This window comes from Suttonella sp., assembly GCF_056855035.1.
Genome location: NZ_JBXGGR010000110.1, coordinates 1 through 22,677 on the forward strand (window position 1 = coordinate 1; position 22,677 = coordinate 22,677).

Here is a 22,677-nt window from a genome sequence, read left to right on the forward strand (position 1 = left end):
GCTTGTCATTGCGGCATGGGAAAGGAGAATAAGGTTAAGTTTATAAAAGATTATTTTGCTTAAAAAACGCTAGATAGCACCTATTTTGTCCCTTAGGGCTAAAGAACTCGAAAACAGCACCTAAAATGTCCCTTTGCCCAAGAATTGAAAAAGTATTACGGCGTTGGCTCGCCTTGCCGTACTATCTGTACTGTCTGCGGCTCGCCGCCTTGTACTACTTTTTCACTTCTCCGACTATATGTTGACACATGCCGCCAAAGATTAGCGCGGTGCTTTGGCATAGCCATTGTCCGCAGGGAAAGGATTGGCTTGTCCGGCATTCGGGTCGTGCAGCTCGAAAATCGCCGTACCGATAAGACCGATATGCCGCGCATCGCCTTGCTCGTTGTTGGCGGCATAAGCGGATTTGGCTGCGCTGAAAATAAACGAGGCGACGGCGCTGTCGCTTTTTCTAAAGCCTTCAATCACTAAGCGGGATTGCGGCTTTAAGACGTATCCCGAATGCGTACGGCTTGCCGGCACGCCGCGAATCACGTCCAATCCGTCCACGCTGGCAACAATTTCAAAGGTTTGATCGGAATGGTTTTGATAGCTGAGTTGGTAAGCCTGTCCTTCTTTGCCGCTCAGATAATAAGCGCCTTTATCGCGGAATAAGGGCAAGCCGCGTCCCTGATCATCTTGCACGGAAAATGAAATTTTCCCCGCCGCTAATGAGATGGCGTTCAGCTTGCGTCCCGAAAAATCTTTCGCGGCATAGCGCAGAACATTTTCATCAAGGCTTTGCTGGCTGATGCGGCGCAAATTCACCGTTTTCACTACCGATTGGACTTCGTCGCCCCATTGCGTGCCTAATTTTTCATCTTGGCTGATGCTTTGTTCCGCCGTCATTTTTCTCTGCATATTCAGCATCTCGGACGATGTTTCTGCGCTGTTTTCCGCGCTGCTGTGCTCAATCGGCGCATAGGCAGTGCAGGCGGATAAGAATGCCGCAATCAGCAAGGCATACCATGATTTTTGTTTGACAGATAACATAAAAACTCCTTTGTTTATGTGAAAATCGCCCTATTCTATAGTCTCTTAGCATCAAAATGAGATTATTTCAGGCGCTCCTCCTGATGAAATGCACATCTCTAAATCTCATTTTGACCTTAAGGTACTATACTGGATTTAGGGCTGTGCTTCACGGTCAATTACCGCGCGCATTTCAAAGCTGGAATGCACATTCGCTACCCCTGCCAAGCGGTTTAATTTGCCGAGCAAAAACGCCTCGAAAGCCCGCATATCTTTCACGACCACTTGCAATAAATAGTCTTCCGCCCGCCCTGTAACGATGCTCATGCGGATAACTTCGGGAAATTTCGCCACCGCCGCCTCAAATTCGGCAAAGCGTTCCGGCGTGTGTCTGTCCATCGTTACAGCAATAAAGACGCTTAAATCATAGCCGAGTTTTTCGCGATTCAGCCTTGCGCCGTAGCCGTCGATATAGCCCTCGTCTTCCAATCTTTTCACGCGTCTGGCACAAGGCGTGGGCGAGAGATGCACGGCTTCCGCCAATGCCAGATTATTGATGCGTCCGTTTTCGCTGAGAATATGCAGAATTCTTTTGTCGATAGCGTCTAAGCCGATTTCTTTTTCACTCATTTTTCCCTCTTTTGTAGAGAATAAGATTAAATAGAGGCGCATTATACGGCAAATTTAGCGTTTTTATGCCCCGAAACACCGCTATAATGCACTGTTTTCAGAATTAGGATTTCAGCATGAGCAGCCCCTTTGACCACCGCAAATACCGCCCTTTTGCCTTTGCCCCTCATCTCCCCGACCGCACTTGGCCGAATAAACAAATTACACAAGCGCCGCGCTGGGTCAGCGTGGATTTGCGCGACGGCAATCAGGCATTGATCGACCCGATGACGATTGAGCAAAAATTGCGCTTTTTCAAATTATTGGTGGATTGCGGCTTCAAAGAAATCGAAATCGGCTTTCCTGCCGCCTCGCAAATCGAATTTGATTTTACCCGCCGCCTGATTGAAGAACAGCTGATTCCCGACGATGTTACGGTGCAAGTCTTGGTGCAGGCGCGCGAGCATTTGATTCATCGCACCTTTGAGGCTTTGCAGGGTGTCAAACGCGCGATTGTGCATGTGTATAATTCCACCTCCCGCGTGCAGCGCGACAAAGTCTATGCCAAATCGCGCGAAGAAATCACCGCAATCGCCGTCTTCGGCGCAAACATGCTCAAAGACTTGGCGGCACAATATCCGCAAAGCGAATGGATTTTCCAATACTCGCCCGAAAGTTTTTCCCAAACAGAACCGGATTTTGCAGTAGAAATCTGCGAAGCGGTCTGCCAAGTCTGGCAACCGTGGCAGGGGCAGCAAGTCATTTTGAACCTGCCCTCGACTGTGGAAGCCTCGACGCCCAATCTCTATGCAGACCAAATCGAATATTTCTGCCGCCACCTCTCCTGCCGCGAACACGTCAGCATTTCCGTGCATACCCATAATGATCGCGGCTGCGCGATTGCCGCTTCCGAATTGGCGGTCATGGCGGGCGCGGATCGCGTGGAAGGCACTTTGCTCGGCAACGGCGAGCGCACCGGCAATATGGACATCATGGTCATGGCGATGAACCTTTACTCACAGGGCATCGATCCGAAACTCGATTTCGGCAAAATGAATGAAATGGTGCATATTGTCAGCGAATGCAACAATCTGCCCGTACACCCGCGCCACCCCTATATCGGCGAACTCGTGTTCACCGCCTTTTCAGGCTCGCATCAAGACGCAATTAAAAAATCTTTGGAAAAACCGAGTACCGACGGCGTTTGGGACATCGCCTATCTGCCGATTGACCCGCAAGATATCGGGCGCAGCTATCAAGACGTGGTGCGCATCAACAGTCAATCCGGCAAAGGCGGCATCGCCTACATCCTCTCGCGCGATTACGGCTTAGACCTGCCGCGATGGCTGCAAGTGGATTTTGCCCAAAAAGTACAATTGGAAAGCGAAAAAACGCAAAAAGAACTCAGCAGCCAAGAAATCATGCAGATTTTTGAAGGACACTATCTGCAAAGCGGCGACTACCAACTCTTGGACTACCATATCAGCCGCCACGACCGCGCAGACAAACTCGAAGCCCAACTCAGCCATAGCAGCGGCGAAACCGCCATTCAAGGCGAAGGCAACGGTGCAATCAGCGCCTTTGTGCAAGCACTGGAAAAAACCTTTGCCATGCCGATCAGCGTCATCAACTACGCCCAACATGCCCTTTCGCAATCCACCGATGCGCAGGCAGTCGCCTATGTGGAATTGCTGATTCGACAAGAACGCTACATCGGCATTGCCTACAGCCACGACACGGTAACCGCGATGCTGCGCGCCACCTTAGCGGGATTGAATCAGGCACTTGGCAAATGATGATTTAACAGGCACATAGCTAAAAACGAGTCGGATACTTGTATCCGGCCTAAAATATTGAAAAACAATTAATTTTAATTAGGAATTAACTATAAACAGCTTCTAAAAACGTGCATGGATAATCTGCATATCTAAATGACGTTTTGCCCAGCTGCTAAGATACATCAGGCGTAAATGCCAAGGATAGCGTTTGCGACAGTAAGTGCTTAAGAAAACATGCTGTATAGATACTAAGCCGATTGCCGCCAAATCCTCTATTGAGCTGATTCCCCATTTAAAAGCCGGCGGTTTTTCGCCTATTCGCCGCAAAGCGGCATGTTGTTTTTCCCGCCCGACAAATGCACTCGGTATTACGTCAAAAATCATTTCCGCTTGCGGTAAAACCTTGGCAATCTCTGCAAACCAGTTACGCAATTCTTCGCTTGTGAAATACATCAACACACCTTCTGCAATCAGCAACACAGGCTTCGCTTCGTTTTGTATTTTAATGAGCCAATCCCGATCAAATAATGACATCGCTAAATAATGATTATTGGATTCAGGCAGTAATTGACGCTTTAAAGCCATCACATCCGGCTGCCCCAAATGCTCATATCGAGCATCTAATCCGGCCCCTAAATGCACAATAATCGCATCAGGATGCTTTGCAATAAAGTCTTGCGCCATCTCATCCAAGACTAAGGCACGAGCGCAACAGCCAATCTGCGAAGACTTTGCTTGTTTTAATTTGGCAAAATCATAATCAATCGATTGAAACATACTTAATGCTTGCGCATCATAAAGCAAAGGATTTTCTTTTCTTGATTCCACTGCCTTCGCCCATAAGGGAATGAGCATCGTACTAGATAAAGCATCTATCGTTTGTAGAGAAACAGCGTTGTCCGACATCATAGATTTCCAAAATAAGAATCATTCTATTTTAGAACTTGTTTCGGCATTCGATGCAAGAAATTTCAAGAAAATGCAGGAAAAGCATCAGAAAAATCTGTCATTCGCATAAAAAACATATTTATCAAAAAGTTAAGCAGTAGTCAAACACTACTTGCTCAATATTTTTCTTTTTCCTGATAAGGCGCGCCCATATCCAACTCCTTCGCCAGTGCGATAATCCCGCCGCGCCCAAACATTAACTGCCAACGACTGCCGCCGTTTGCCTGCCACAATGCTGCCGCACGCACGCCGCAAAGCAGCAAAGTACGCACGCGGTTAACCACCTCCATCTGGCGCAAATAATTTGCCTGCCCAAAGACTTGAATACGCTTTGCCGCTTTGCTGGCGCTGTCCTGATAAATTGCGGAATAACGTGCAAAAATATTCTCATGCAACATGCCGAAATGCGGAATATACTCGCGCGTTTCCTGCAAGCCCTTGAGCAAGACATTCAGCAATTCCCCATTGCCCTGCAAACGCCGCGCCACGCGCATCATCTGCAAAACATAAGCCAAACGTCTGTCCGGTTGCGTATGGCTGAAATAATGCAGCAAATCGTCGCGCCCCTTGGCTAAGCGTTCGGGGCAATCATAATAGTCGCGCACCGTCTCGCAATTCATGCGTGCCAAACTCGGCAGCAGCACGGCAAAATTCTCCTCCGCCCATTGTCCTTTCTCCGCCAAAGCCGTTACGCCCTCCGCCGCAAAAAACACGGCAGATAATGCCCAAATCTGATCAGCTTGTTCCTGTCGTATCCGACTCATTTGCCTGCCCCCATTCTCTCTTCAATCACGCCGCCGCCCAAACAATGCGCGCCGTCATAAAGCACCAAATACTGCCCCGGCGTTACCGCTCTTTGCGGCTCGACAAAATCGGCAATCAATTGATCGCCCTCAAAAACAATCCGACACGCTTGATCCGGCTGGCGATAGCGCGTTTTCGCCGCATAGACTTTGCCTTCTTCAGGCGGTGCATTGAGCCAAGACAATTGACCGGCACGCAAACGGCGATGATATAAACCATCGTGCTCGCCCTGCCCCACAATCAATTCATTGTTTTTCAAATCTTTATCCAAAACATACCAAGGCTCTTCGCTTGCCCCTGCCACGCCGCCGATACCCAAGCCCTGCCGCTGCCCCATGGTGTAATACATCAGCCCGATATGCTCGCCAATCACCTTACCGCTGCTGTCTCTCATCTTGCCGGGCTGGGCAGGTAAATACTGGCGCAGAAATTCACGGAAAGGACGCTCGCCGATAAAGCAAATCCCTGTGGAGTCCTTCTTATCGAAAGTAATCAAATCATTAGCCTGTGCAATCGCCCGCACCGCGCTTTTTTCCATGCCGCCTAAGGGAAAAATAGCCCGCGCCAATTGCTGCGGCGTAATTTGATGCAGAAAATACGACTGGTCTTTATTGCCGTCGATGCCCTTAAACAAAGCCGCCTCTCCGCCGTCTTGAAAACGCTGCGCATAATGCCCAGTGGCAAGATAATTCGCACCGAACTGCACCGCATAATCCGCCAATTCCGCGAATTTAATCTCGCGATTGCAGAGCACGTCTGGATTCGGCGTGCGTCCGGCGCGATATTCCGCCAAAAACAATTCAAAGACCCGCTCATGATATTGCTGCACGAAATTTACCGTATGCAATTCAATCCCCAAAGTCTCGCAGACATCGCGGGCATCTTCCAAATCCTCCGCCGCCGTGCAATAGCCGGTGGAAAAAGACTCCTCCCAATTCTTCATAAAAATCCCAAACACTTCATAGCCTTGGGATTTCAATAAATAAGCCGCCACCGAAGAATCCACACCGCCGGAAATCCCGACGGCAATTCTTGCACCCTTAGGCGGCAAAAACGCAGCAAATGCCATGTACTCGTCCTTAATCGATATAACGCGCCTATTGTAAACCTTCGAGCGCAAAGGCTGAAACTTATCGCGCTTAGCGGTATGATGTGCAGCTTCATTACAATAGGACATCATCATGAGCTTCATCGCTTCGCATTATCTTCTCTGGAAATCCCTGCATTTGATTTTTATGGTTGCTTGGTTCGCCGCGCTTTTTTATCTGCCGCGCTTTTTTGTTTACCACACGCAGGCTTTGCAAAGAAATGATGCGCAAGCAATGGCGTATTTCCGCGTTATGGAGAAAAAACTCTATATTATCGGACACATCGGCATGGGTTTGATGCTGATATTCGCCCTGCTCTTAATCGCCGCCAATCAATTTGCGTGGTTTAAAGGGCAAGGCTGGCTGCATGCCAAGGCGCTGCTTGTTGCGCTGCTCATCGCTTATTACATTTTCTGCGGCCGCATCATGAAAGCCTTTGCGCGCGGCGAAAACCGCTACAGCGAAACTTTCTACCGCTTTTTCAATGAGTTTCCTGCGGTTCTCCTTATCATCATCGCCCTTCTCGCCAGTCTCAAACCTTTTTAATCAGGAGCAGTTATGAGCGCCACCTCATTCGATTTACACGGCGAAGACTTTTGGAATCCTCAAGGTCCTTACCGCAGTTTGCACCACATCAATCCCGCGCGTTTGCAGTTTATCGAGCGCTTTATCGATTTGCGCGGACAGAAAATACTGGACATCGGCTGTGGCGGCGGCATTTTAAGCGAAGCGATGGCGCATAAAGGCGCGATTGTCAGCGGCATCGATTTAAGCGAGGCGGTATTAAATGCCGCCAATCAGCACGCCGCCGGCAGCAATCTACACATGGATTACCGCCGCATCAGCAGTCAAGAATGCGTGGCACAAGGCGAACAATACGACCACATCACCTGCATGGAAATGCTGGAACACGTGCCCTCGCCCGCCGCCATTTTGCGCGACATTCATGCTCTGCTCAAACCCGATGGCTACGCCTTTATTTCCACGCTTAACCGCAATCTGACTTCCTTTTTCGGTGCGATTGTCGCGGCGGAATACCTGTGCAAACTCGTGCCTAAAGGCACGCACCGCCACAGCGACTTCATTCGTCCGCAAGAATTGGTCGCAATGGCGGAACAAGCGGGATTAACGCCTATTGCGCTCTCGGGCATGGATTATCATCCCTTTGCCAAAACGGCATTTTTAAGCCGCAATCTGCGCATCAATTATCTTCTCGCCCTGCAAAAACAATCATGAGCAATCCCCGCTTTGCCGCCGTGTGGTTTGATTTAGACGGCACTTTATTCGACAGCGCGCACGACCTCATTCCGGCAATTATCGCCACCGTGCAAGCCGCCAGATTGCCCTGCGCCGATTTTGCCGACATTCGCGGCAGCATTTCGCAAGGCAGCCGCGCCATGATTGCCTGCGCCGCCGCCCTTGCCGCCGATGACGTGCGCCTTGACGGACTGGTAACAAGTTTTCATCAGCACTATCTGCAACGCCGCCTGCTCAACCGCTATTTTGACGGCATGGAAACCTTGCTCGCCACAATAGAAGCGGCGCAACTTCCTTGGGGCATCATTACCAATAAAAACACCGCCTTTGCCCAAGCCGTCGTCAGCCAAGCGCAATTGGACAGACGCATCACCGCCCTCGTCTGCGGCGACACCCTGCCGCAGAACAAACCCCATCCGGCACCGCTGCTCTTTGCCTGCGCCCATATCAATGCCAATCCTGCGGACTGCCTCTATGTAGGCGACAGCGAAAGCGACATACAGGCGGCGCGTGCGGCGGGTATGCCCAGCGTTGCCTGCCGCTACGGCTATTTACCGCCCGACAGCCACATCGAGACATGGCAGGCGGATTACATCATTGAACAAGCAAGCGAATTAGCTGACATTATCGGAGTATGAAACTATGCAAGACATTCGTTTAATCACAGGTGCCTGCGGCAGAATCGGCAGCACCCTCGCCCGCCATTGGGACACAAAAGCCCATCTGCTGCTGCTGGACGCCGACCCTCTTGCCTTGCAACGCTTAGACGAAGAACTCGGTGGCGACCACACGCTGATTCCCTTCGATTTATGGCTGTCGCCGCCGCAACACTATCAACGCCTTGCCGATATGATTCGCGAAGACTACGGTCGTCTTGACAGTCTCATCCATCTTGCCGCCTACTGCGGCAATCTGCGCCCCCTCTTTAACACTGAAGCCGAAGACTGGCTGAAAGCCCTGCAAGTCAATCTCACCGCGCCGCTCTGGCTCAGCCAATATCTGCTGCCGCTCTTGCAACAATCCGCCGCGCCCAAGCTCGCTTTCAGCGTCTTCAACACCCTTGAAGAACAAGCCCATTACTGGCACGGTTTCGGCATCGCCCAAGCCGCCTTAAGCCGCATGATCCGCGACATCAGCGAAGAAAACGGCAGCTATCCGAATCTCGCGGTCTGCCGCATCGACACCGGCTGGGTCGAAAGTAGCCTAAGCCGCAACATTTTCCCCGACGGACGTCCGCATTGGCGGCAAGCCGAAGACATCATGCCTCTGTTTGACCGCATACTCGACGCCCCCGCAGGACAACTCACGGAGATCAGCCATGAACAACGCTAATCCCGAGCAAATGCAAGCCCATGCCCGACAAGTCTTAAGCATCGAAGCCGAAGCCGTGCTTGCCCAGCAAGCCCTGATTGCCGAACCTGCTTTTGTGCAAGCCTGCGAAGCCATCTTAAACACCCGCGGACACGTCATCGTCAGCGGACTGGGCAAATCAGGACATATCGGCGCGAAAATCGCCGCCACCCTCGCCAGTACCGGCACACCCGCCTTTTTCGTCCACCCCACCGAAGCCGGACACGGCGACATGGGTATGCTGACCGCCGCCGACACCCTCATCGCCATCTCTTTTTCAGGCGAAAGCGGCGAACTCATGACTATGATACCGCTGGCGCAAGCCATGGGACTAAGCGTCATCGCCATCACAGGACGGGCGCAATCGGCGATGGCGCAAGCCGCCGATATTCATCTGCATCTGCGCGTGGAAAAAGAAGCTTGTCCGTTGGGATTGGCGCCCACCTCCAGCTCCACCGCCACGCTGGCACTCTGCGACGCCCTAGCCGTCGCCATTATGCAGGCGCGCGATTTCTCCAGCGCCGATTTCGCCCGCTCCCATCCCTTCGGACGCTTGGGCAGACGCCTAATCACCAAAATCGGCGATGTGATGCGCAAAGGCGCGGAACTGCCGCTTAACCGCGCCGAAGACAGCGTGCAAACCGCCCTCTTTCAAATTACCGATAAACGCTTGGGGCTCACACTTATCTGCGACGAAACACAGCAACTGCTCGGCATCTACACCGACGGCGATCTGCGCCGCAGTCTGGGTAAACATCCCGATGCCCTCTCCCTGCCGCTGTCTGAAGTCATGACCCATGCGCCATTAACTACCCATAGCGCGGCATTAGCCGCAGAAGCCCTGATGCTGATGCAAAACCGCCACATTACCGCCCTGCCCGTTGTGGAAAACGGCAAACTCTGCGGCGTCGTGCATATTCACGACCTCCTGCAAGCGGGAGTCGCCTGATGCGTGCATGGTTTCAAAAACGCCATATCGCATGGATAGCCCTCAGCGCCGTCATTGTCGGCATTTGGCTGCGCCATCAGGCAATCGAACATGCGGAAAAAGACGAATCGCCACAGGCGCCGCCGCTCTTAGTCGTGCATGAAGGCATTAGCTATCGCTATGACGAACAGGGCAATAGCAATATGAAGCTCAGCGCGCCGCTTACCCATTATTATCAAGACGTGCGCGGTACGGAATTTACCCAACCGCGCCTGCATCATCAGCAAGGCGAGACGCATACCCATATCCGCGCCGATTACGCGCAGCAAAACGAAGCCGGCACGGAATTGCGTCTGGAAAATAATGTCTTTGCCGAGCGGCAAAACGGAGAAGACAGCGCCACGCGCTTTGAGTTTTCAACAGATAAGATGCTGTATCGCATCGATAAAAACCAAGCGGAAAGTGATGCTCCCGTTTTGATTCGCAGCGCCGATAGCACAACTCATGCCATTGGTACAATATGGCATTTAAATCAGAATTTATTTATACTAAAACAAAATATACGGAGTTATTATGCGCCTCATCACAATTTTTAGCCTCGCCGCAGCCTTATTCATGCACAATGCCGTCGCGCAAAACAGCGACAACTATAAAGAAATTCCCATCAACCTGACCGCCGACCAAGGCGAATACGATGCCCTTGCAGGACGTGCCACCTATACCGGCAATGTGGACATCACCCAAGGCGAGATGAACCTCAAAGGTGACAAAGTCGTCATCCACATCAACGAAGGCGAAGTTACCCTAATTGAAGCATGGGGCAAACTCGCCACCTTCCACTATGTGGCTAAAAACGAACCGCCGATTGACGGACGCGGACAATACATGAAATACACCATCGCCAGCTCGACCGTGGAAATCAAGGGGCAAGCCTATGTCAAACAAGAAAAAAACGAAACCCACGGCGACATCCTTACCTATAACCTCGCCAAAGAGCAAGTCAGCGGCAAACGCGTCAAGATGACCCTAACCCCGAAATCAGGCGGCTAAATGAGCGGATTGCAAGCGGTCAGTCTGCAAAAACGTTATAAAGCGCGCACCGTCTTAAGCGACTTCTCCCTACACATTCAACAAGGTGAAGTTGTCGGCTTATTAGGGCCCAACGGTGCAGGCAAAACCACCAGCTTTTATATGATTGTCGGACTTATCAAACCCGACGGTGGAAAAATTCTCCTTGACGAACAGGAAATTACCCGTCTGCCTATTCATGAACGCGCCAAACGCGGCATTTCCTACCTGCCGCAGGAAGCCAGCGTCTTCCGCAAACTCAGCGTACGCGACAACATCCTGGCGATATTAGAACTTAGCAGCCCGCTCAAACGCGCCGCCCGCCAAGCACGCGCAGAAGAATTGATGCAAGACTTAGGTATCGCCCATCTCGCCAATACTCTGGGCATCTCCCTTTCGGGCGGCGAACGCCGCCGCTGCGAAATTGCCCGCGCTCTAGCCAGCAACCCGCGCTACATTTTGCTCGACGAACCCTTTGCCGGCGTCGACCCGATAGCCGTCGGCGACATCCGCAACATCATCACGCATCTGACCGAACGCAACATCGGCGTGCTAATTACCGACCATAACGTGCGCGAAACCCTGAAAAGCTGCGACCGCGCTTATATTTTAGGTGGCGGCGAAGTCATCGCCGAAGGCGATGCGCAGGCGATTGTCAGCAACGAACGCGCGCGGCAAATCTATCTCGGCGACGACTTTAGTTTGAATTGAGGTCAATATGGCATTGTCGCAACAGCAAAATCTTGACGTAAAAATCAAACAGCAAATTGCCCTGACCCCGCAATTTCAGCAGGCGATTAAGATTTTGAACATGAATGCCCAAGAGCTTTCGCTGGAAGTCTCGCAAATGCTCTCGCAAAACTTTATGCTCAATTTTGAAGACGACGGACTGCGCGAAGAAAGCAGCGAGCATGAAGAAAGCGAAGACATTGACGACGGACTGCTTAACGAACTTGGCGAAGACCTGCCCTATGATGGCGACTGGAGCGACTCCTATGACGATTGGCAAGACCACAGCCCGCATCGGGAAGAAAACAGCAATTTAGAAGAATACATCCGCCACAGCCACAGCCTCGAAAGCTATATCCTCGAGCAATTAGAGCAAATGCCCATCGCCGAAGAACTGCGTCGGGCGGCGGAATACCTGCTTTATCATTTAGACGAAGACGGCTATCTGCGCGACAAACCCGCCGAACTGGCAAAACTCTACCAACTCGACATCGATTTGGTGCAGCAAGCCATCGCCACGATTAAAACCTGCCAGCCCACCGGTGTCGGCGCAGCAGATTTAGAAGAATGCATACACTTGCAATTAGAGCAACTGCCGCCTAAAACCCCGCATTTGAACACCCTCAAGCGCATCATGGGGCGGTATTTTCTGTTTATCGGCAAAAACCCGCAACTCATTCAACAGCGACTCAACATCAGCGATAAAGAATACCGCCAAGCCATTGCCCTGCTGGAAGGACTCAATCCGCAGCCCGGACAGGGATTTACCCCCTCAAACGGCAACTTTATCCACCCTGAAATCATCGTGCGCGAGAAAAACCATATCAGCTACATTGAAATCGACCCCTCGCTCAGCCCCTCGCTCAGCATCAATGAAGAATATGCCGCCATGATCAAACATGCCAATCCGCAGGAAAAAACCCTCCTGCAAGCGCAGCTAAACGAAGCGCGCTGGTTTCTCAGCGCAATTGACAAACGCGCCGACACCATCCGCCGTGTGGCAGGCGTCATCGTCGCCCTGCAACAAGAATTTTTCCAAGAAGGCGAAAAAGCCATGCGTCCGTTGACGCGGCAAAAAGTGGCGGATATGCTGGAAATCCATGAAAGCACCGTCTCGCGCGCCGTCAACGGCAAATACCTCAGCTGCAAACGCGGTATTTACGAACTGCGCTATTTCTTCTCCACCCAGCTCGAAAGCACCGACGGCGGCGAAGACCAATCCACCACTGCCATTAAAGCCACTATCGCCGAAATGATTGCGGCGGAGAATCCGAAAAAACCTTTGTCCGACCAAAACATTGCCGACCGCCTAGCCGCAGAAGAAGGCTATAAAATCGCCCGCCGCACCGTTGCCAAATATCGCGAAGAACTCAATATTCCCACTTCCACCGAAAGAAAACGCCGCTAATCGCGCGCACTTCATCAGGTTTGAGCGCCGCAAAACAAAAAAGCCCGAAAACGGGCGTGAAATAAAAAAGTATAGTCGATTATAAACAGGCGTCTTTGACCAAATCCGCCAATAACACGCAGCAGCGTTCCAACTGGGATTTTTCAATCCATTCATCCGGCTGATGCGCTTGCAAGATGCTGCCCGGCCCGAGGATGACCGCTTGGAATCCCGCCTGCTGGAAATGCCCTGCTTCAGTGGCATAGGCGACGTGTTCCAGCTGAGTGTCGGGCAGATGTCTGACAAGCAATGCCAGCAATTCCGCATTATCGCGATTGACCAATCCCGGTACGACCGCGCTGGTCAATTTCGTTTCAATCCGCAAATCGCTATTGGCGGCGCATAATTGCTGGGCATAAGCCTCCACTCTTGCCAAGACCGCTTCGATGCTTTGCTCGGGCAAATTGCGGATTTCCCAATCCAGTACGCATTCGCGCGCCAATACATTATGCGCGATGCCGCCTTGAATCATGCCGACATGCAAAGAGCTGTGCGGCACATTAAAGGCAGGATTGATTTCCCCGTCAGCAATCAAATCATGCATAACTTGCTCGATATAGCCGACCAATTTTCCCGCCTCATGCACGGCGGAAACGCCTTGATGCAGAATTTGCGAGGAATGCGCCGCCATGCCCGTCAAAGTTGTACGGATATTGACGATGCCTTTTTGCCCGACGACGGGCGCCAGCAAAGTCGGCTCGCCGATAATCGCCCAAGCCGATTGCGCTCCCCATTCTTGCAAGGTTCGGGCAATCCGCGGCGCTTTGTCGCAGCCGACTTCTTCGTCATAAGAAAAAGCAAAATACACCGGCTTTTGCAAAGGCAATTGCTGCCAAGCGGGCGCGTTCGCCAATACGCAGGCGATAAAGCCTTTCATATCGCAGACGCCGCGTCCGATGAGTTTGTCGCCGCTGTCGCGCATGACAAAAGGATCCGCCGTCCACGGCTGCTCCGCTACCGGCACGACATCGGTATGCCCTGAAAAAATCAGACCGCCTGCCGCCTGCGGCCCAATCCGCGCAATCAAGGATGCCTTAGGCAGACCTTCTTCATCTTCCAAACGCAGACAATGAATGCCCAAATCCTGCAAATAGTCTTGCACCCAATTAATCAAGCCCAAATTGCTTTCGCTGGAAATGGTGTTATGCGCAATAAGTTCTTGTAAAATTTCTTGATAATTCATGAATCAGCTCCATCCCATATTCGCCACTAGCGCCAAAAAGACCCAAGCCAAGAGATAGGCTTTAAGCAGCAGCGGAAAGAAAAATTTTACCCAGCGGTCATAAGGCATGCCCACCAAAGCCAGCATTGCCAAAGTGCCACCGGAAGTTGGTGCAATCATATTAGTAAAACCGTCGCCGACTTGGAAAGCCGACACCGCCACTTGTCGCGTCATGCCGATTAAATCCGATAAAGGAATCATAATCGGCATGGAGGCAACCGCCTGCCCGCTACCGGAGGGGATAAAGAAATTGATAATGCCGTGCACAATGCTCATTAAAATCGTGCTGACGGTTACCGGAAAATCATTCAAACCTGAAGCCAAGCTATTGATAATCGTATCGCCGATAGCGCCCTGCTCCAGCAGCACTTGGATGCCGCGCGCAAAGCCGATTAACAATGCGCCCTTGCTGACCGCTGCCGCCCCTTCGCCGAATTTTTGCGCAATTTCATTAGGACGCATACCCACAAGCAAACCGCTTAAGATGGCAATTAAGAGAAAAATTCCTGCAATTTCATTTATATACCATTTGTATTTAAACACACCGAACAGCATCAATGCCAAGCCGGCAAGGAAAATGCCTAAAATCGTCCAATCCTTGCCGCCCATGCGGTAATCCTTAATCGGTTTTGCCAATGCCAAACCGGCAGTAGAGACACCAAGCGACAAACTCGCCTGCGGATTGCGGCGGATTTTCGCCAAATAGCGCGCATTATGATGAGCAACCGTTGCCAAAATAATCAAGGCAAACACGCTGCGCACGACAGCGCCGGAGAAAATCTCCAATTGGGCGATTTGATGCGACACGCCGACCGTATAAGGATTAATCGGCGACGTGGCGAAACCGAAGCCAATGCCGCCGATGGCAATGCCCAGCCCCACCATGACATCGCCGCCGATTGCCAAGCCTAGTAAGACCGCAATCGGCACTAGGGCGATATTATTTTCATAGCCCACTGCAATGCCCAGCAAACCGAAAGCAAAAGTGCTGATCCACACCAGCAAAGTGCCGCGTTCCTGTCCTAATTTGCCGACCATGCTGCCGACCGCATTTTCCAACATCTGCGTTGCCGACAAAATATGGAACAAACCGCCGGCGATAAAAGCGATAAAAATCACGCTTGCCGAAGCCACCATGCCTTTCGGAATAGCGAAAAAGGCATCTAAAATCGAGAGCCTGCCGCCTTCGACCTGATGATAGGTATTGGCGACCACCATCATGCGCCCGCCGATTTCCGCCCGCTCGAAACTGCCCGCCGGCACAATCCAAGTCAGCAACCATGTAAACAATAAAATATAGAAAATCAGCGCCAAAGGATTGGGAATCCAGTGCAGCATGCGATTCATATCTTTCATCTTATTCCTTATTCCGCCGCTTCTTGTAAGCGCGCGCGGCGCAAAGCCTTCATCAGTATCGGATGCAAATAGGCATTTGCGCAGACAATCGTTTCCGTATCCAGCATCGCTTTTTCATCGCCGTAATCGCTGACCAAACAGCCCGCTTCCTGCGCAATCAAAATCCCTGCCGCAATATCCCAAGGCTTGATGCCGGACTCGAAATAGCCGTCCTGCCGTCCGCAAGCTACATAGCACAAATCCAAAGCGGCAGCGCCCAAGCGGCGCAAATCGCTGAAATCCTCCAGCACCGATTGGCAATAGGCGAATTGCTGCGCCATCTGCTCGGGCGTTTTAAAAGGGAAACCGGTGGCAATCATCGCCTTATGGCTGTCGCGCTGCCCATTGGCGCGAATCCGCTGTCCATTGCAAAAAGCGCCTTCGCCGCGCGCCGCGCTGAACATCTCGTCCGTAATCGGGTTATAGACCAAACCGATTTCCAACTGCCCTTTCTTCAGCAGCGCGATAGAAATCGCAAAATGCGGCAAACCGTGGACGAAATTCGCCGTGCCGTCCAAAGGATCGATAATCCATTGATAATCGCTCTCCGCTACGCTCAAGCCGCCAAACTCCTCGCCCAAAATATCATGCTCGGGGAATTTATCCTGCAAAATCTGACGAATAATCTGCTCGGATTGCTGATCAATCACGCTGACAAAATCGCCGCGCCCTTTCTCCTGCACCTTAATACGGCTCAAATCGCGATAGCCGCGCTCAATCAGGCGACCCGCTTCTTCCGCCGCACGGCGGGCAATCGTTAGCATAGGATGCTGCATATTTTCTCTCCCAAAAAAAATCAGGCGGCATTTTAGCAGAATGCTGCCGTTGCCGCCCGCCAATGCGCATCGCCGCTTTCATAGGAGATAGAATAGATTTTTTATAAAAACCTCTTTTAAAGATTCATTTACACGCATTTGCCCCTATAATGCGCACACCAAAATCAAGAGGAAAAGCCATGAGCAAGCTCAACAGCGCAAACCCATCTGCGACAGCGAATCTTAACCGATTCTTTTTGATACTCTTTATCAGCATGGTGGGCTATTTCATCTACTGGGGACTGGGTTATACCCATTACAACCACAGCACACTCTTCCTCCTCGCCACCGCTTTCGGCGTCTTCATGGCATTTAACATCGGCGGCAACGACGTCGCCAACTCCTTCGGCACCAGCGTCGGCGCCGGCACCTTAACCATCACCCAAGCCCTCTTGGTCGCCGCCGTCTTTGAAGTCAGCGGCGCCGTCATCGCCGGCGGCGCGGTAACCGACACCATCCGCAAAGGCATCATCGACCTCAATCAAATGAACCTTGAGCCAATTAACTTCGTCTTCATTATGATGTCTGCCCTGCTCTCCTCCGCCCTGTGGCTACTGTTCGCCACCAAAAAAGGCTGGCCGGTATCCACCACGCACGCCATCATCGGCGGCATTGTCGGCAGCGCCTTATGTCTGGGCATCATCAGCGGCAACGACTCCGTATCGCTGATTCAATGGAACAGACTCGGGCAAATCGCCGCCTCTTGGGTACTCTCGCCCGTCTTAGGCGGCATCGCCTCTTATCTCATCTTCTCGCAAATCAAGAAAAACGTGCTGGACTACAACGCCGTTGCCGATGAAAAATTAAAAGCCATCAAAGCCGAACGCAAAGCCTATAAAAAAACCCACCGCGAACACTTCGAACAACTCAGCGAATCGGAAAAAGTCGCCGCCGCCTCCGCCATGGCGCGCGACATAGAAATCTATGAAGACCCCGACCTTGACCCCGAAGAACTCGAATCCGACTACTACCGCGGACTCTACGAAATCGACCAACGCAAACAATCGCTCAACACCTACAAAGCCCTGCACTCTTGGGTGCCCTTTATCGCCTCTGTCGGCGGCATGATCATCGCCTCCATGCTCATCTTCAAAGGGCTGAAAAACATGAAATTAGGGCTTAGCGACATCGGCAGCTATTTCGTCATCTTCATGATCGGCGCCGGCATTTGGATGGCAACCTTCATCTACGCCAAAACCCTAAAACGCAAAGACCTCGGCAAATCCACCTTCCTCATGTTTTCATGGATGCAAGTCTTTACCGCTGCCGGCTTTGCCTTCAGCCACGGCGCCAACGATATCGCCAACGCCATCGGACCCTTTGCCGCCATTATGGACGTACTCAAAAGCGGCGACATCAGCAGCCAATCCCCCATTCCGCCGGTTGCCATGCTGACCTTCGGCATAGCCCTCATCGCCGGACTCTGGTTCATCGGCAAAGAAGTCATCGCCACCGTCGGCAGCAAATTAGCAGAAATGCACCCCGCCTCCGGCTTTAGCGCCGAACTCTCTGCCGCCTCCGTCGTCATGATGGCATCGCTCATGGGCTTGCCCGTATCCAGCACGCACATTCTTGTCGGCGCCGTGCTGGGCATCGGCTTAGTCAACCGTAATGCCAACTGGGCTTTGATGAAACCCATCGGACTGGCATGGATTATCACCCTACCCTCCGCCGCTTTCCTATCCGCGACCAGCTTCTTAATCCTGCGCGCGATTTTTTAATTGCTGTCTATCGTCGAAGCAGCGGGAATTCATATCAGATGAGCCGATACTGAATACTTTTTCATTTTTCAACGATAAGATTCAAGCAAAAGGCGGTCCGAATAACCGGACCGCCTTGTTCTTTTATCAAGCGAAGCACTAAAAATAATGCGGTATCGATTTATATACTTTCTATTTCTGCGGCTATCTGCCGAAACTTAGCGCCTAAATTTGATTTTTTTCGCATCAAATGCGTTCGGATCACGTTGGGCAATCTTTTCTCCCCAAACATTCAATATCTCCTGCGCATATTCCTCATATTCGGGATCTTCCCTGTTTTGAAGAGCATACATCATCTCTTGATAAGCATAAATTCCGCCGCTATCTTCCAATGCTGCATTCTGCCCGCCCTCATTGCAATACGGCAGGCGAATGCGTAAAGGTTTGATCAGTAAAGCCTCACACAAAATCTCATGCTCCCAATCATCGCCAAAATCATAGGTATACATCAGCTTTTCGCCCACCGATAACACATCGGACATCAAAGGCAATCTTTGCGGCTTTCTCTTTTTAGATGCCGCTTCACTCTGCGAATGATCAAAAAAATCCCATTCTTCATTCGTAGGATAAATCGACGGCGAACGTCTGCCGTGCTTCTGCTTTTTCCAAAAAGAAAATAAATGATAGCCCTGCCACTCAAAAGCGGATTGAATGGCATGATGCAAAGCATCTAAATTCATATCCACCGGCACCAGAATTCTGCGCCAAATTTCAGGTTCGCTATCCACAAGATGAATGCGTAATTGGTAAGCAAGCGTCAGAGGACTTGTCATCATTACTCCGTTTTTTCAAAAAGATAAGTTAAACCATATTTATAAGAGATAGTTACCGCAGAAAATCTGAAGCATTAATTCGCATCCAGATACCGCCGCAAACGAAATACATCATCGGGCGTAATCCGCGCCTGCAGCGGTGTGGAATAAATGCACCAATCGGTAACATCGTCCAGCGGCAGGGTATAGCTTTCGCTGCTGCGCATTTCGGGAATGTCGAAGGGTTCATTGACCAGTTCGGCGACAACCTCATCGCCGCTGATGCTTTGCACCACAAACCACATATGCTCGGTGGCTTCGGTGGACGGCGATTCGCAGCGGATTTTCATCATATAGCCCCACACGCCTTCTTCGGGCGGATGGCGTTTCAGGCAGCCTGCAAACAGCGGCAGTTTTTCTTTTGCCAAACAATACATGCGCCAGGTTTCCGAATTGGGCAGCATCAGCATGATATGGCTGCCTTCTTCCACCGCCGCGCCGAAATCGGATAAATGCACGGCTTGCCCGTCGCGGTCGCCGAAAATCACCAAAGACGGCTCGGTGTGGATATCGTCTTCCTCGCGTTCGCCCAAATCGCCGCTAAAACGCTCGATTTTCTGCTTAAACAAGCCTTCTTTCATCGGTGCCAGCAAATCGGAACGCAGCGCTTGCTGCCACGGCATCAGACGCACGCTCAATTCGCCAGCTTCGGTATTGGCGCAGAGAATGGCTTCGTCTTCATGCCAAATCTCGGGATTATCCAGCAAAATTTGTGAAACGCTGTTGATAACTCCTTGATAAGTTTCCAAATTGTTGCGCGAAGCACGCATGATTTCCAATTCGGGCAAACCGAATTTCAGCAAGCCGTGCGTGTGCATCCAAAAATCGGCGCGGCTGTCGTCTTCGGGCACAATCACATGCAGCACATACGCCATTTCCAAGCTCGGCGACGTGTAGGTTTGCGCCATTTCCGCCAGCCAAGTGCTGCTGAAAAACTGCCCCGACACCATGTCTTGCAAGGCATAGCAACTGCCCGCGATGGCATCGATAACGGCAAATTGCAGCATCCACTGGCTTTGGGCAAAATCGGCATCAAAATAGGTGAAACATTCCAGAATCTGCGTGGCTTGCTGCATTTCGCTGCGTTCGTCTTCCAGCAAATTGCGGTTGCGGTAATCCGCCGCTTCGTATGACCAAGCTTCAGGTTCGTCATTATCGTAAATGCGGATGCGGAACAGGCTGACCAACTCATTATCAGGCTCATCTTCATCAACGCTGCGCAAAACGATGTTGGTAAAGCCGTCTTCGCCTTCTTCAACAGAAAGGATTTCGTCCACATCATCACGCTGCAATACTTTTTCCACGCGGCGGCGGATGGCGGCAATATCGGGCGTGGCAATGCGTTCTTTGATGGCGGCAAGATAAATGCTAGGCGCTTGATAGTCGCCTTTCTTCAGCTCTTCATAGGCTTCGCTGTGATGTCTCATAGATTTCCTTTGGCTATTCATTCAGTCTATTGTTCAATCTCGCCGCTCAAAAGGCAAGTGCCGAAAAGCACTAATTTTTCTTAGAATTTACCAACATGGCAAGTAATATCATGATTTAATTAGCATTAGATTCATTTGAAAATCATATCATAAAATTTTTTACGAATCACTTATCAGAAAAGCATTTCAATTCAGACTTGATTGCTTTAGAATAGCGCGGTAAATAATTGCTAACATTATGATTATCATGATTAAATATCTTCTTCATTATCTCCTGCTATTACTGCCTGCCATTCTCACGGGCAATCTGTTAATCATTGCCGGTGATAAATCCGACGGTTTGAAACTTTGTTTTTTATCTTTATTTGGCTGCTTTCTATTTATTTTCAGTAAAAAATATACATCAAAAACATTTTTAGTGATTGGCACTTGGATTTGGTGGACCATATTTTGGCTGCACAGCATTATCCTCTCTTCCAGCTGGATTTTATACAATAGCAGCATAGATGCTTATTTTGTGGTCCAATCAATTGCCAATACTTCCTTGCAAGAAAGCAGCGAATTCATACAGCAAAATCATTATTTTGCAAGGGTTATTCTTTTTCTATGGCTAGGCGGCTTAGCAGGATATTATTATATTTACCGTCGAATAGATTTCGAATATATTTATCCGCAAGCAAGCAAGCAAGCAAGCAAGCAAGCAAGCAAGCAAGCAAGCAAGCAAGCAAGCAAGCAAGCAAGCAAGCAAGCAAGCAAGCAAGCAAGCAAGCAAGCAAGCAAGCAAGCAAGCAAGCAAGCAAATTATACCAATTATCTTATTCTTATTAACCATAAGCGCATGGATTATTAAACCTATCCGTGCATTATCCCCCCCTGTATTTTGGCATCATTATTATCAAAAAATTCAAGGTTTTCACCAACAAACAATCTCTCATCGGCAATGGCAGGAAAAATGGCTGCTCAATGCGCAAAGAAATATCTCTTATTTACCTTATTTTGCTGAAGAGCAAAGTATTATTGTCGTTTTATCCGAAAGTTTGAATAGTCATAATATGAGCGTTTGCAATTATCCGCGGCAAACCACGCCTTATATCCAATCCCATGCGGAAAAGCTCAGCATTCTATGCAAAGCCTATTCTCCTTATGCAAGCACATTATCGGCAATTAAAGCCATGCTGACTGATGCGCCGGCAGGAAGAGAAAATTACATTCCGCAGCGCAGCCTGCTGGCAGATGCCAAAATAGCAGGATTTAAAACCTTTTGGATCAGCAATCAGGATGATATCTATCTTTCTTCCTTGTTTGCCTCTTTTGCCGATGAAGCGATTTTTAATAACAAACGCAGCGGCCGCAGTTCTTTTTCTAAAGATGAGGAATTATTGCCCTATATTGCCGATGCTTTAGCAGACCAAGCGCCAAAAAAATTAATTATTGTGCATTTAATCGGTTCTCATCCTAATTATTCCGCACGTTACCCCGACACATTTGCGTTGTTTCCCGGTAAAGACCCTCATATCGAAAATCAAATTGCCGCCGAATTGGCAGAGGCAAATGCAGGGCTTTGGGTTAAACAAAAACGTAATGAATATGACAACAGCATCGCCTATCAAGATTGGATATTCGAGCAAATTTTCACAATGATTCAAGAGGACAAAACAACATGGCGCGGCTTAATTTTTCTCTCCGATCACGGCAATGAAGTCGGGCATAGCAAAGATTTTGCCGGACACAGCCCCAAAACAGAAGCCGGCTATCGCGTGCTGATTATTTTATGGCACAGCCAATTGGATCTGTCCAAAGGCATTAATCAAGAAAATACTTTCGATGCTGCTGACTTAGACCATAATGTACTGCATTTCATGGGACTGAAGAGAAAAACGCCGCTTAAGCCGGTATTATGGACGGCAGAGAATTATCGTTTTTCTTCCCCTTTATTCCCTTATTGGGAAAATTATAAAGAAAGCAAAATTCTTAAATCCGGATTTGCCGGACAAGAAAAAAACCTGTTGCCTGATCCAAAAAATAATGAATAGAAAATGCTTGTTAAATTAAATATAGTCGATTCATGACAAATATGAACATTATATTTTTAACCTTAGCTTAGGCGCTTATGCCTGAAAGCACAGGCATGATAAATTGTGTTGGATATAAATATATAAACTACTAATTTATAAAGAAGTAGGTCGGATTCTTGAATCCGACAAATTTATATTTTAAGTAATTTCGGAT

At 50.1% G+C, this 22,677-nt stretch carries 23 protein-coding genes; 13 read left to right on the forward strand and 10 right to left on the reverse strand.

The genetic code is table 11. The features are described 5' to 3' along the window. Positions 1 to 261 precede the first annotated feature (261 nt). Together ACJHVI_RS09515 and ACJHVI_RS09520 are read right to left on the reverse strand one after the other, a co-directional pair. Positions 262 to 1,032 (reverse strand): hypothetical protein, encoded by a 771-nt coding sequence (locus tag ACJHVI_RS09515; protein ID WP_483184487.1) that lies wholly within the window; start codon positions 1,030 to 1,032, stop codon positions 262 to 264. 135 nt (positions 1,033 to 1,167) lie between these two features. Beyond that, positions 1,168 to 1,641, reverse strand: a complete 474-nt coding sequence (locus tag ACJHVI_RS09520; RefSeq protein WP_483184488.1) for an Lrp/AsnC family transcriptional regulator — start codon at positions 1,639 to 1,641, stop codon at positions 1,168 to 1,170. A 116-nt stretch (positions 1,642 to 1,757) separates the two neighbouring features. On the opposite strand from ACJHVI_RS09520, the gene leuA reads away from it, so the two are divergent. Continuing rightward, the gene (gene leuA, locus ACJHVI_RS09525) at positions 1,758 to 3,416 is read left to right on the forward strand and encodes a 2-isopropylmalate synthase (protein ID WP_483184489.1); all 1,659 of its coding nucleotides are present in this window, start codon (positions 1,758 to 1,760) and stop codon (positions 3,414 to 3,416) included. Between the two features lie 102 nt (positions 3,417 to 3,518). Here leuA and ACJHVI_RS09530 read toward each other — a convergent pair whose 3' ends face one another. The 3 genes from ACJHVI_RS09530 to mnmA form a co-directional block, all read right to left on the reverse strand. Next, positions 3,519 to 4,307, reverse strand: a complete 789-nt coding sequence (locus ACJHVI_RS09530) for a class I SAM-dependent methyltransferase (RefSeq protein ID WP_483184490.1) — start codon at positions 4,305 to 4,307, stop codon at positions 3,519 to 3,521. Positions 4,308 to 4,462: 155 nt separating this feature from the next. Beyond that, a complete protein-coding gene (locus ACJHVI_RS09535; protein WP_483184491.1) occupies positions 4,463 to 5,110 on the reverse strand; it encodes a lysogenization protein HflD in 648 nt (215 codons plus the stop codon). After that, the gene (gene mnmA / locus ACJHVI_RS09540) at positions 5,107 to 6,219 is read right to left on the reverse strand and encodes a tRNA 2-thiouridine(34) synthase MnmA (RefSeq protein ID WP_483184492.1); all 1,113 of its coding nucleotides are present in this window, start codon (positions 6,217 to 6,219) and stop codon (positions 5,107 to 5,109) included. Before mnmA ends, ACJHVI_RS09535 begins: the two co-directional genes overlap by 4 nt. Before the next feature lie 112 nt (positions 6,220 to 6,331). Between mnmA and ACJHVI_RS09545 the strand changes: the two genes are divergently transcribed. Genes ACJHVI_RS09545 through rpoN form a run of 9 tightly spaced genes read left to right on the forward strand, consistent with a single transcriptional unit; the run spans position 6,332 to position 12,978 of the window. After that, entirely contained in the window at positions 6,332 to 6,784 is a 453-nt protein-coding gene (locus tag ACJHVI_RS09545; RefSeq protein WP_483184493.1) for a CopD family protein, read from the forward strand. A 12-nt stretch (positions 6,785 to 6,796) separates the two neighbouring features. Further along, the gene (gene ubiG, locus ACJHVI_RS09550; protein WP_483184494.1) at positions 6,797 to 7,474 is read left to right on the forward strand and encodes a bifunctional 2-polyprenyl-6-hydroxyphenol methylase/3-demethylubiquinol 3-O-methyltransferase UbiG; all 678 of its coding nucleotides are present in this window, start codon (positions 6,797 to 6,799) and stop codon (positions 7,472 to 7,474) included. Beyond that, entirely contained in the window at positions 7,471 to 8,133 is a 663-nt protein-coding gene (locus ACJHVI_RS09555) for an HAD-IA family hydrolase (RefSeq protein WP_483184495.1), read from the forward strand. The genes ubiG and ACJHVI_RS09555 overlap by 4 nt, the downstream gene beginning before the upstream one ends. Before the next feature lie 4 nt (positions 8,134 to 8,137). Next, positions 8,138 to 8,827, forward strand: coding sequence for an SDR family oxidoreductase (locus tag ACJHVI_RS09560; protein ID WP_483184496.1), 690 nt, complete (start codon positions 8,138 to 8,140; stop codon positions 8,825 to 8,827). After that, complete coding sequence (locus ACJHVI_RS09565) at positions 8,814 to 9,794, forward strand: KpsF/GutQ family sugar-phosphate isomerase (protein WP_483184497.1); 981 nt, start codon at positions 8,814 to 8,816, stop codon at positions 9,792 to 9,794. The genes ACJHVI_RS09560 and ACJHVI_RS09565 overlap by 14 nt, the downstream gene beginning before the upstream one ends. After that, positions 9,794 to 10,369, forward strand: coding sequence for an LPS export ABC transporter periplasmic protein LptC (lptC, locus tag ACJHVI_RS09570; protein WP_483184498.1), 576 nt, complete (start codon positions 9,794 to 9,796; stop codon positions 10,367 to 10,369). Before ACJHVI_RS09565 ends, lptC begins: the two co-directional genes overlap by 1 nt. Beyond that, the gene (gene lptA, locus ACJHVI_RS09575; RefSeq protein WP_483184499.1) at positions 10,347 to 10,823 is read left to right on the forward strand and encodes a lipopolysaccharide transport periplasmic protein LptA; all 477 of its coding nucleotides are present in this window, start codon (positions 10,347 to 10,349) and stop codon (positions 10,821 to 10,823) included. The genes lptC and lptA overlap by 23 nt, the downstream gene beginning before the upstream one ends. Further along, positions 10,824 to 11,552 (forward strand): LPS export ABC transporter ATP-binding protein, encoded by a 729-nt coding sequence (lptB, locus tag ACJHVI_RS09580; RefSeq protein WP_483184500.1) that lies wholly within the window; start codon positions 10,824 to 10,826, stop codon positions 11,550 to 11,552. A gap of 7 nt (positions 11,553 to 11,559) precedes the next feature. Next, on the forward strand, positions 11,560 to 12,978 hold the full coding sequence (gene rpoN / locus ACJHVI_RS09585) for an RNA polymerase factor sigma-54 (RefSeq protein ID WP_483184501.1): 1,419 nt from the start codon (positions 11,560 to 11,562) through the stop codon (positions 12,976 to 12,978). A gap of 79 nt (positions 12,979 to 13,057) precedes the next feature. On the opposite strand, the gene argE is transcribed toward rpoN, so the two are convergent. From argE to ACJHVI_RS09600, 3 genes are read right to left on the reverse strand one after another with little or no spacing between them, the layout of a single operon-like run. Then, entirely contained in the window at positions 13,058 to 14,200 is a 1,143-nt protein-coding gene (gene argE / locus ACJHVI_RS09590) for an acetylornithine deacetylase (protein ID WP_483184502.1), read from the reverse strand. A 3-nt stretch (positions 14,201 to 14,203) separates the two neighbouring features. After that, positions 14,204 to 15,595: a YfcC family protein gene (locus ACJHVI_RS09595; protein WP_483184503.1), complete on the reverse strand. Its 1,392-nt coding sequence runs from the start codon at positions 15,593 to 15,595 to the stop codon at positions 14,204 to 14,206. Between the two features lie 8 nt (positions 15,596 to 15,603). Further along, the gene (locus tag ACJHVI_RS09600; RefSeq protein ID WP_483184504.1) at positions 15,604 to 16,410 is read right to left on the reverse strand and encodes an inositol monophosphatase family protein; all 807 of its coding nucleotides are present in this window, start codon (positions 16,408 to 16,410) and stop codon (positions 15,604 to 15,606) included. A 254-nt stretch (positions 16,411 to 16,664) separates the two neighbouring features. On the opposite strand from ACJHVI_RS09600, the gene ACJHVI_RS09605 reads away from it, so the two are divergent. Continuing rightward, positions 16,665 to 18,170 carry an inorganic phosphate transporter gene (locus ACJHVI_RS09605; protein ID WP_483184524.1) on the forward strand — a complete coding sequence of 502 codons (1,506 nt, stop codon included), beginning with the start codon at positions 16,665 to 16,667 and terminating at the stop codon, positions 18,168 to 18,170. 197 nt (positions 18,171 to 18,367) lie between these two features. Here ACJHVI_RS09605 and ACJHVI_RS09610 read toward each other — a convergent pair whose 3' ends face one another. Together ACJHVI_RS09610 and ACJHVI_RS09615 are read right to left on the reverse strand one after the other, a co-directional pair. Then, positions 18,368 to 18,985: a plasmid pRiA4b ORF-3 family protein gene (locus tag ACJHVI_RS09610; protein ID WP_483184505.1), complete on the reverse strand. Its 618-nt coding sequence runs from the start codon at positions 18,983 to 18,985 to the stop codon at positions 18,368 to 18,370. Positions 18,986 to 19,056: 71 nt separating this feature from the next. After that, on the reverse strand, positions 19,057 to 20,448 hold the full coding sequence (locus tag ACJHVI_RS09615; protein ID WP_483184506.1) for a DUF4026 domain-containing protein: 1,392 nt from the start codon (positions 20,446 to 20,448) through the stop codon (positions 19,057 to 19,059). 247 nt (positions 20,449 to 20,695) lie between these two features. Here ACJHVI_RS09615 and ACJHVI_RS09620 point away from each other — a divergent pair, with 247 nt between their 5' ends. Then, complete coding sequence (locus tag ACJHVI_RS09620) at positions 20,696 to 21,298, forward strand: hypothetical protein (protein ID WP_483184507.1); 603 nt, start codon at positions 20,696 to 20,698, stop codon at positions 21,296 to 21,298. Between the two features lie 166 nt (positions 21,299 to 21,464). Then, positions 21,465 to 22,481: a phosphoethanolamine transferase gene (locus ACJHVI_RS09625; protein WP_483184525.1), complete on the forward strand. Its 1,017-nt coding sequence runs from the start codon at positions 21,465 to 21,467 to the stop codon at positions 22,479 to 22,481. Positions 22,482 to 22,677: the final 196 nt, after the last annotated feature.

Bases quoted from the DNA above. Each gene is read 5' to 3' on its own strand.
- mnmA (WP_483184492.1), bottom strand. From the start codon at position 6,219: ATGGCATTTGCTGCGTTTTTGCCGCCTAAGGGTGCAAGAATTGCCGTC.
- ACJHVI_RS09610 (WP_483184505.1), bottom strand. From the start codon at position 18,985: ATGATGACAAGTCCTCTGACGCTTGCTTACCAATTACGCATTCATCTT.
- rpoN (WP_483184501.1), top strand. From the start codon at position 11,560: ATGGCATTGTCGCAACAGCAAAATCTTGACGTAAAAATCAAACAGCAA.
- lptC (WP_483184498.1), top strand. From the start codon at position 9,794: ATGCGTGCATGGTTTCAAAAACGCCATATCGCATGGATAGCCCTCAGC.
- ACJHVI_RS09595 (WP_483184503.1), bottom strand. From the start codon at position 15,595: ATGAAAGATATGAATCGCATGCTGCACTGGATTCCCAATCCTTTGGCG.
- ACJHVI_RS09520 (WP_483184488.1), bottom strand. From the start codon at position 1,641: ATGAGTGAAAAAGAAATCGGCTTAGACGCTATCGACAAAAGAATTCTG.
- ACJHVI_RS09530 (WP_483184490.1), bottom strand. From the start codon at position 4,307: ATGATGTCGGACAACGCTGTTTCTCTACAAACGATAGATGCTTTATCT.
- ACJHVI_RS09535 (WP_483184491.1), bottom strand. From the start codon at position 5,110: ATGAGTCGGATACGACAGGAACAAGCTGATCAGATTTGGGCATTATCT.
- ACJHVI_RS09545 (WP_483184493.1), top strand. From the start codon at position 6,332: ATGAGCTTCATCGCTTCGCATTATCTTCTCTGGAAATCCCTGCATTTG.
- ACJHVI_RS09615 (WP_483184506.1), bottom strand. From the start codon at position 20,448: ATGAGACATCACAGCGAAGCCTATGAAGAGCTGAAGAAAGGCGACTAT.
- lptB (WP_483184500.1), top strand. From the start codon at position 10,824: ATGAGCGGATTGCAAGCGGTCAGTCTGCAAAAACGTTATAAAGCGCGC.
- ACJHVI_RS09620 (WP_483184507.1), top strand. From the start codon at position 20,696: ATGATTAAATATCTTCTTCATTATCTCCTGCTATTACTGCCTGCCATT.
- ACJHVI_RS09600 (WP_483184504.1), bottom strand. From the start codon at position 16,410: ATGCAGCATCCTATGCTAACGATTGCCCGCCGTGCGGCGGAAGAAGCG.
- ACJHVI_RS09565 (WP_483184497.1), top strand. From the start codon at position 8,814: ATGAACAACGCTAATCCCGAGCAAATGCAAGCCCATGCCCGACAAGTC.
- ACJHVI_RS09560 (WP_483184496.1), top strand. From the start codon at position 8,138: ATGCAAGACATTCGTTTAATCACAGGTGCCTGCGGCAGAATCGGCAGC.
- ACJHVI_RS09515 (WP_483184487.1), bottom strand. From the start codon at position 1,032: ATGTTATCTGTCAAACAAAAATCATGGTATGCCTTGCTGATTGCGGCA.
- ACJHVI_RS09605 (WP_483184524.1), top strand. From the start codon at position 16,665: ATGGTGGGCTATTTCATCTACTGGGGACTGGGTTATACCCATTACAAC.
- leuA (WP_483184489.1), top strand. From the start codon at position 1,758: ATGAGCAGCCCCTTTGACCACCGCAAATACCGCCCTTTTGCCTTTGCC.
- lptA (WP_483184499.1), top strand. From the start codon at position 10,347: ATGCGCCTCATCACAATTTTTAGCCTCGCCGCAGCCTTATTCATGCAC.
- argE (WP_483184502.1), bottom strand. From the start codon at position 14,200: ATGAATTATCAAGAAATTTTACAAGAACTTATTGCGCATAACACCATT.
- ubiG (WP_483184494.1), top strand. From the start codon at position 6,797: ATGAGCGCCACCTCATTCGATTTACACGGCGAAGACTTTTGGAATCCT.
- ACJHVI_RS09555 (WP_483184495.1), top strand. From the start codon at position 7,471: ATGAGCAATCCCCGCTTTGCCGCCGTGTGGTTTGATTTAGACGGCACT.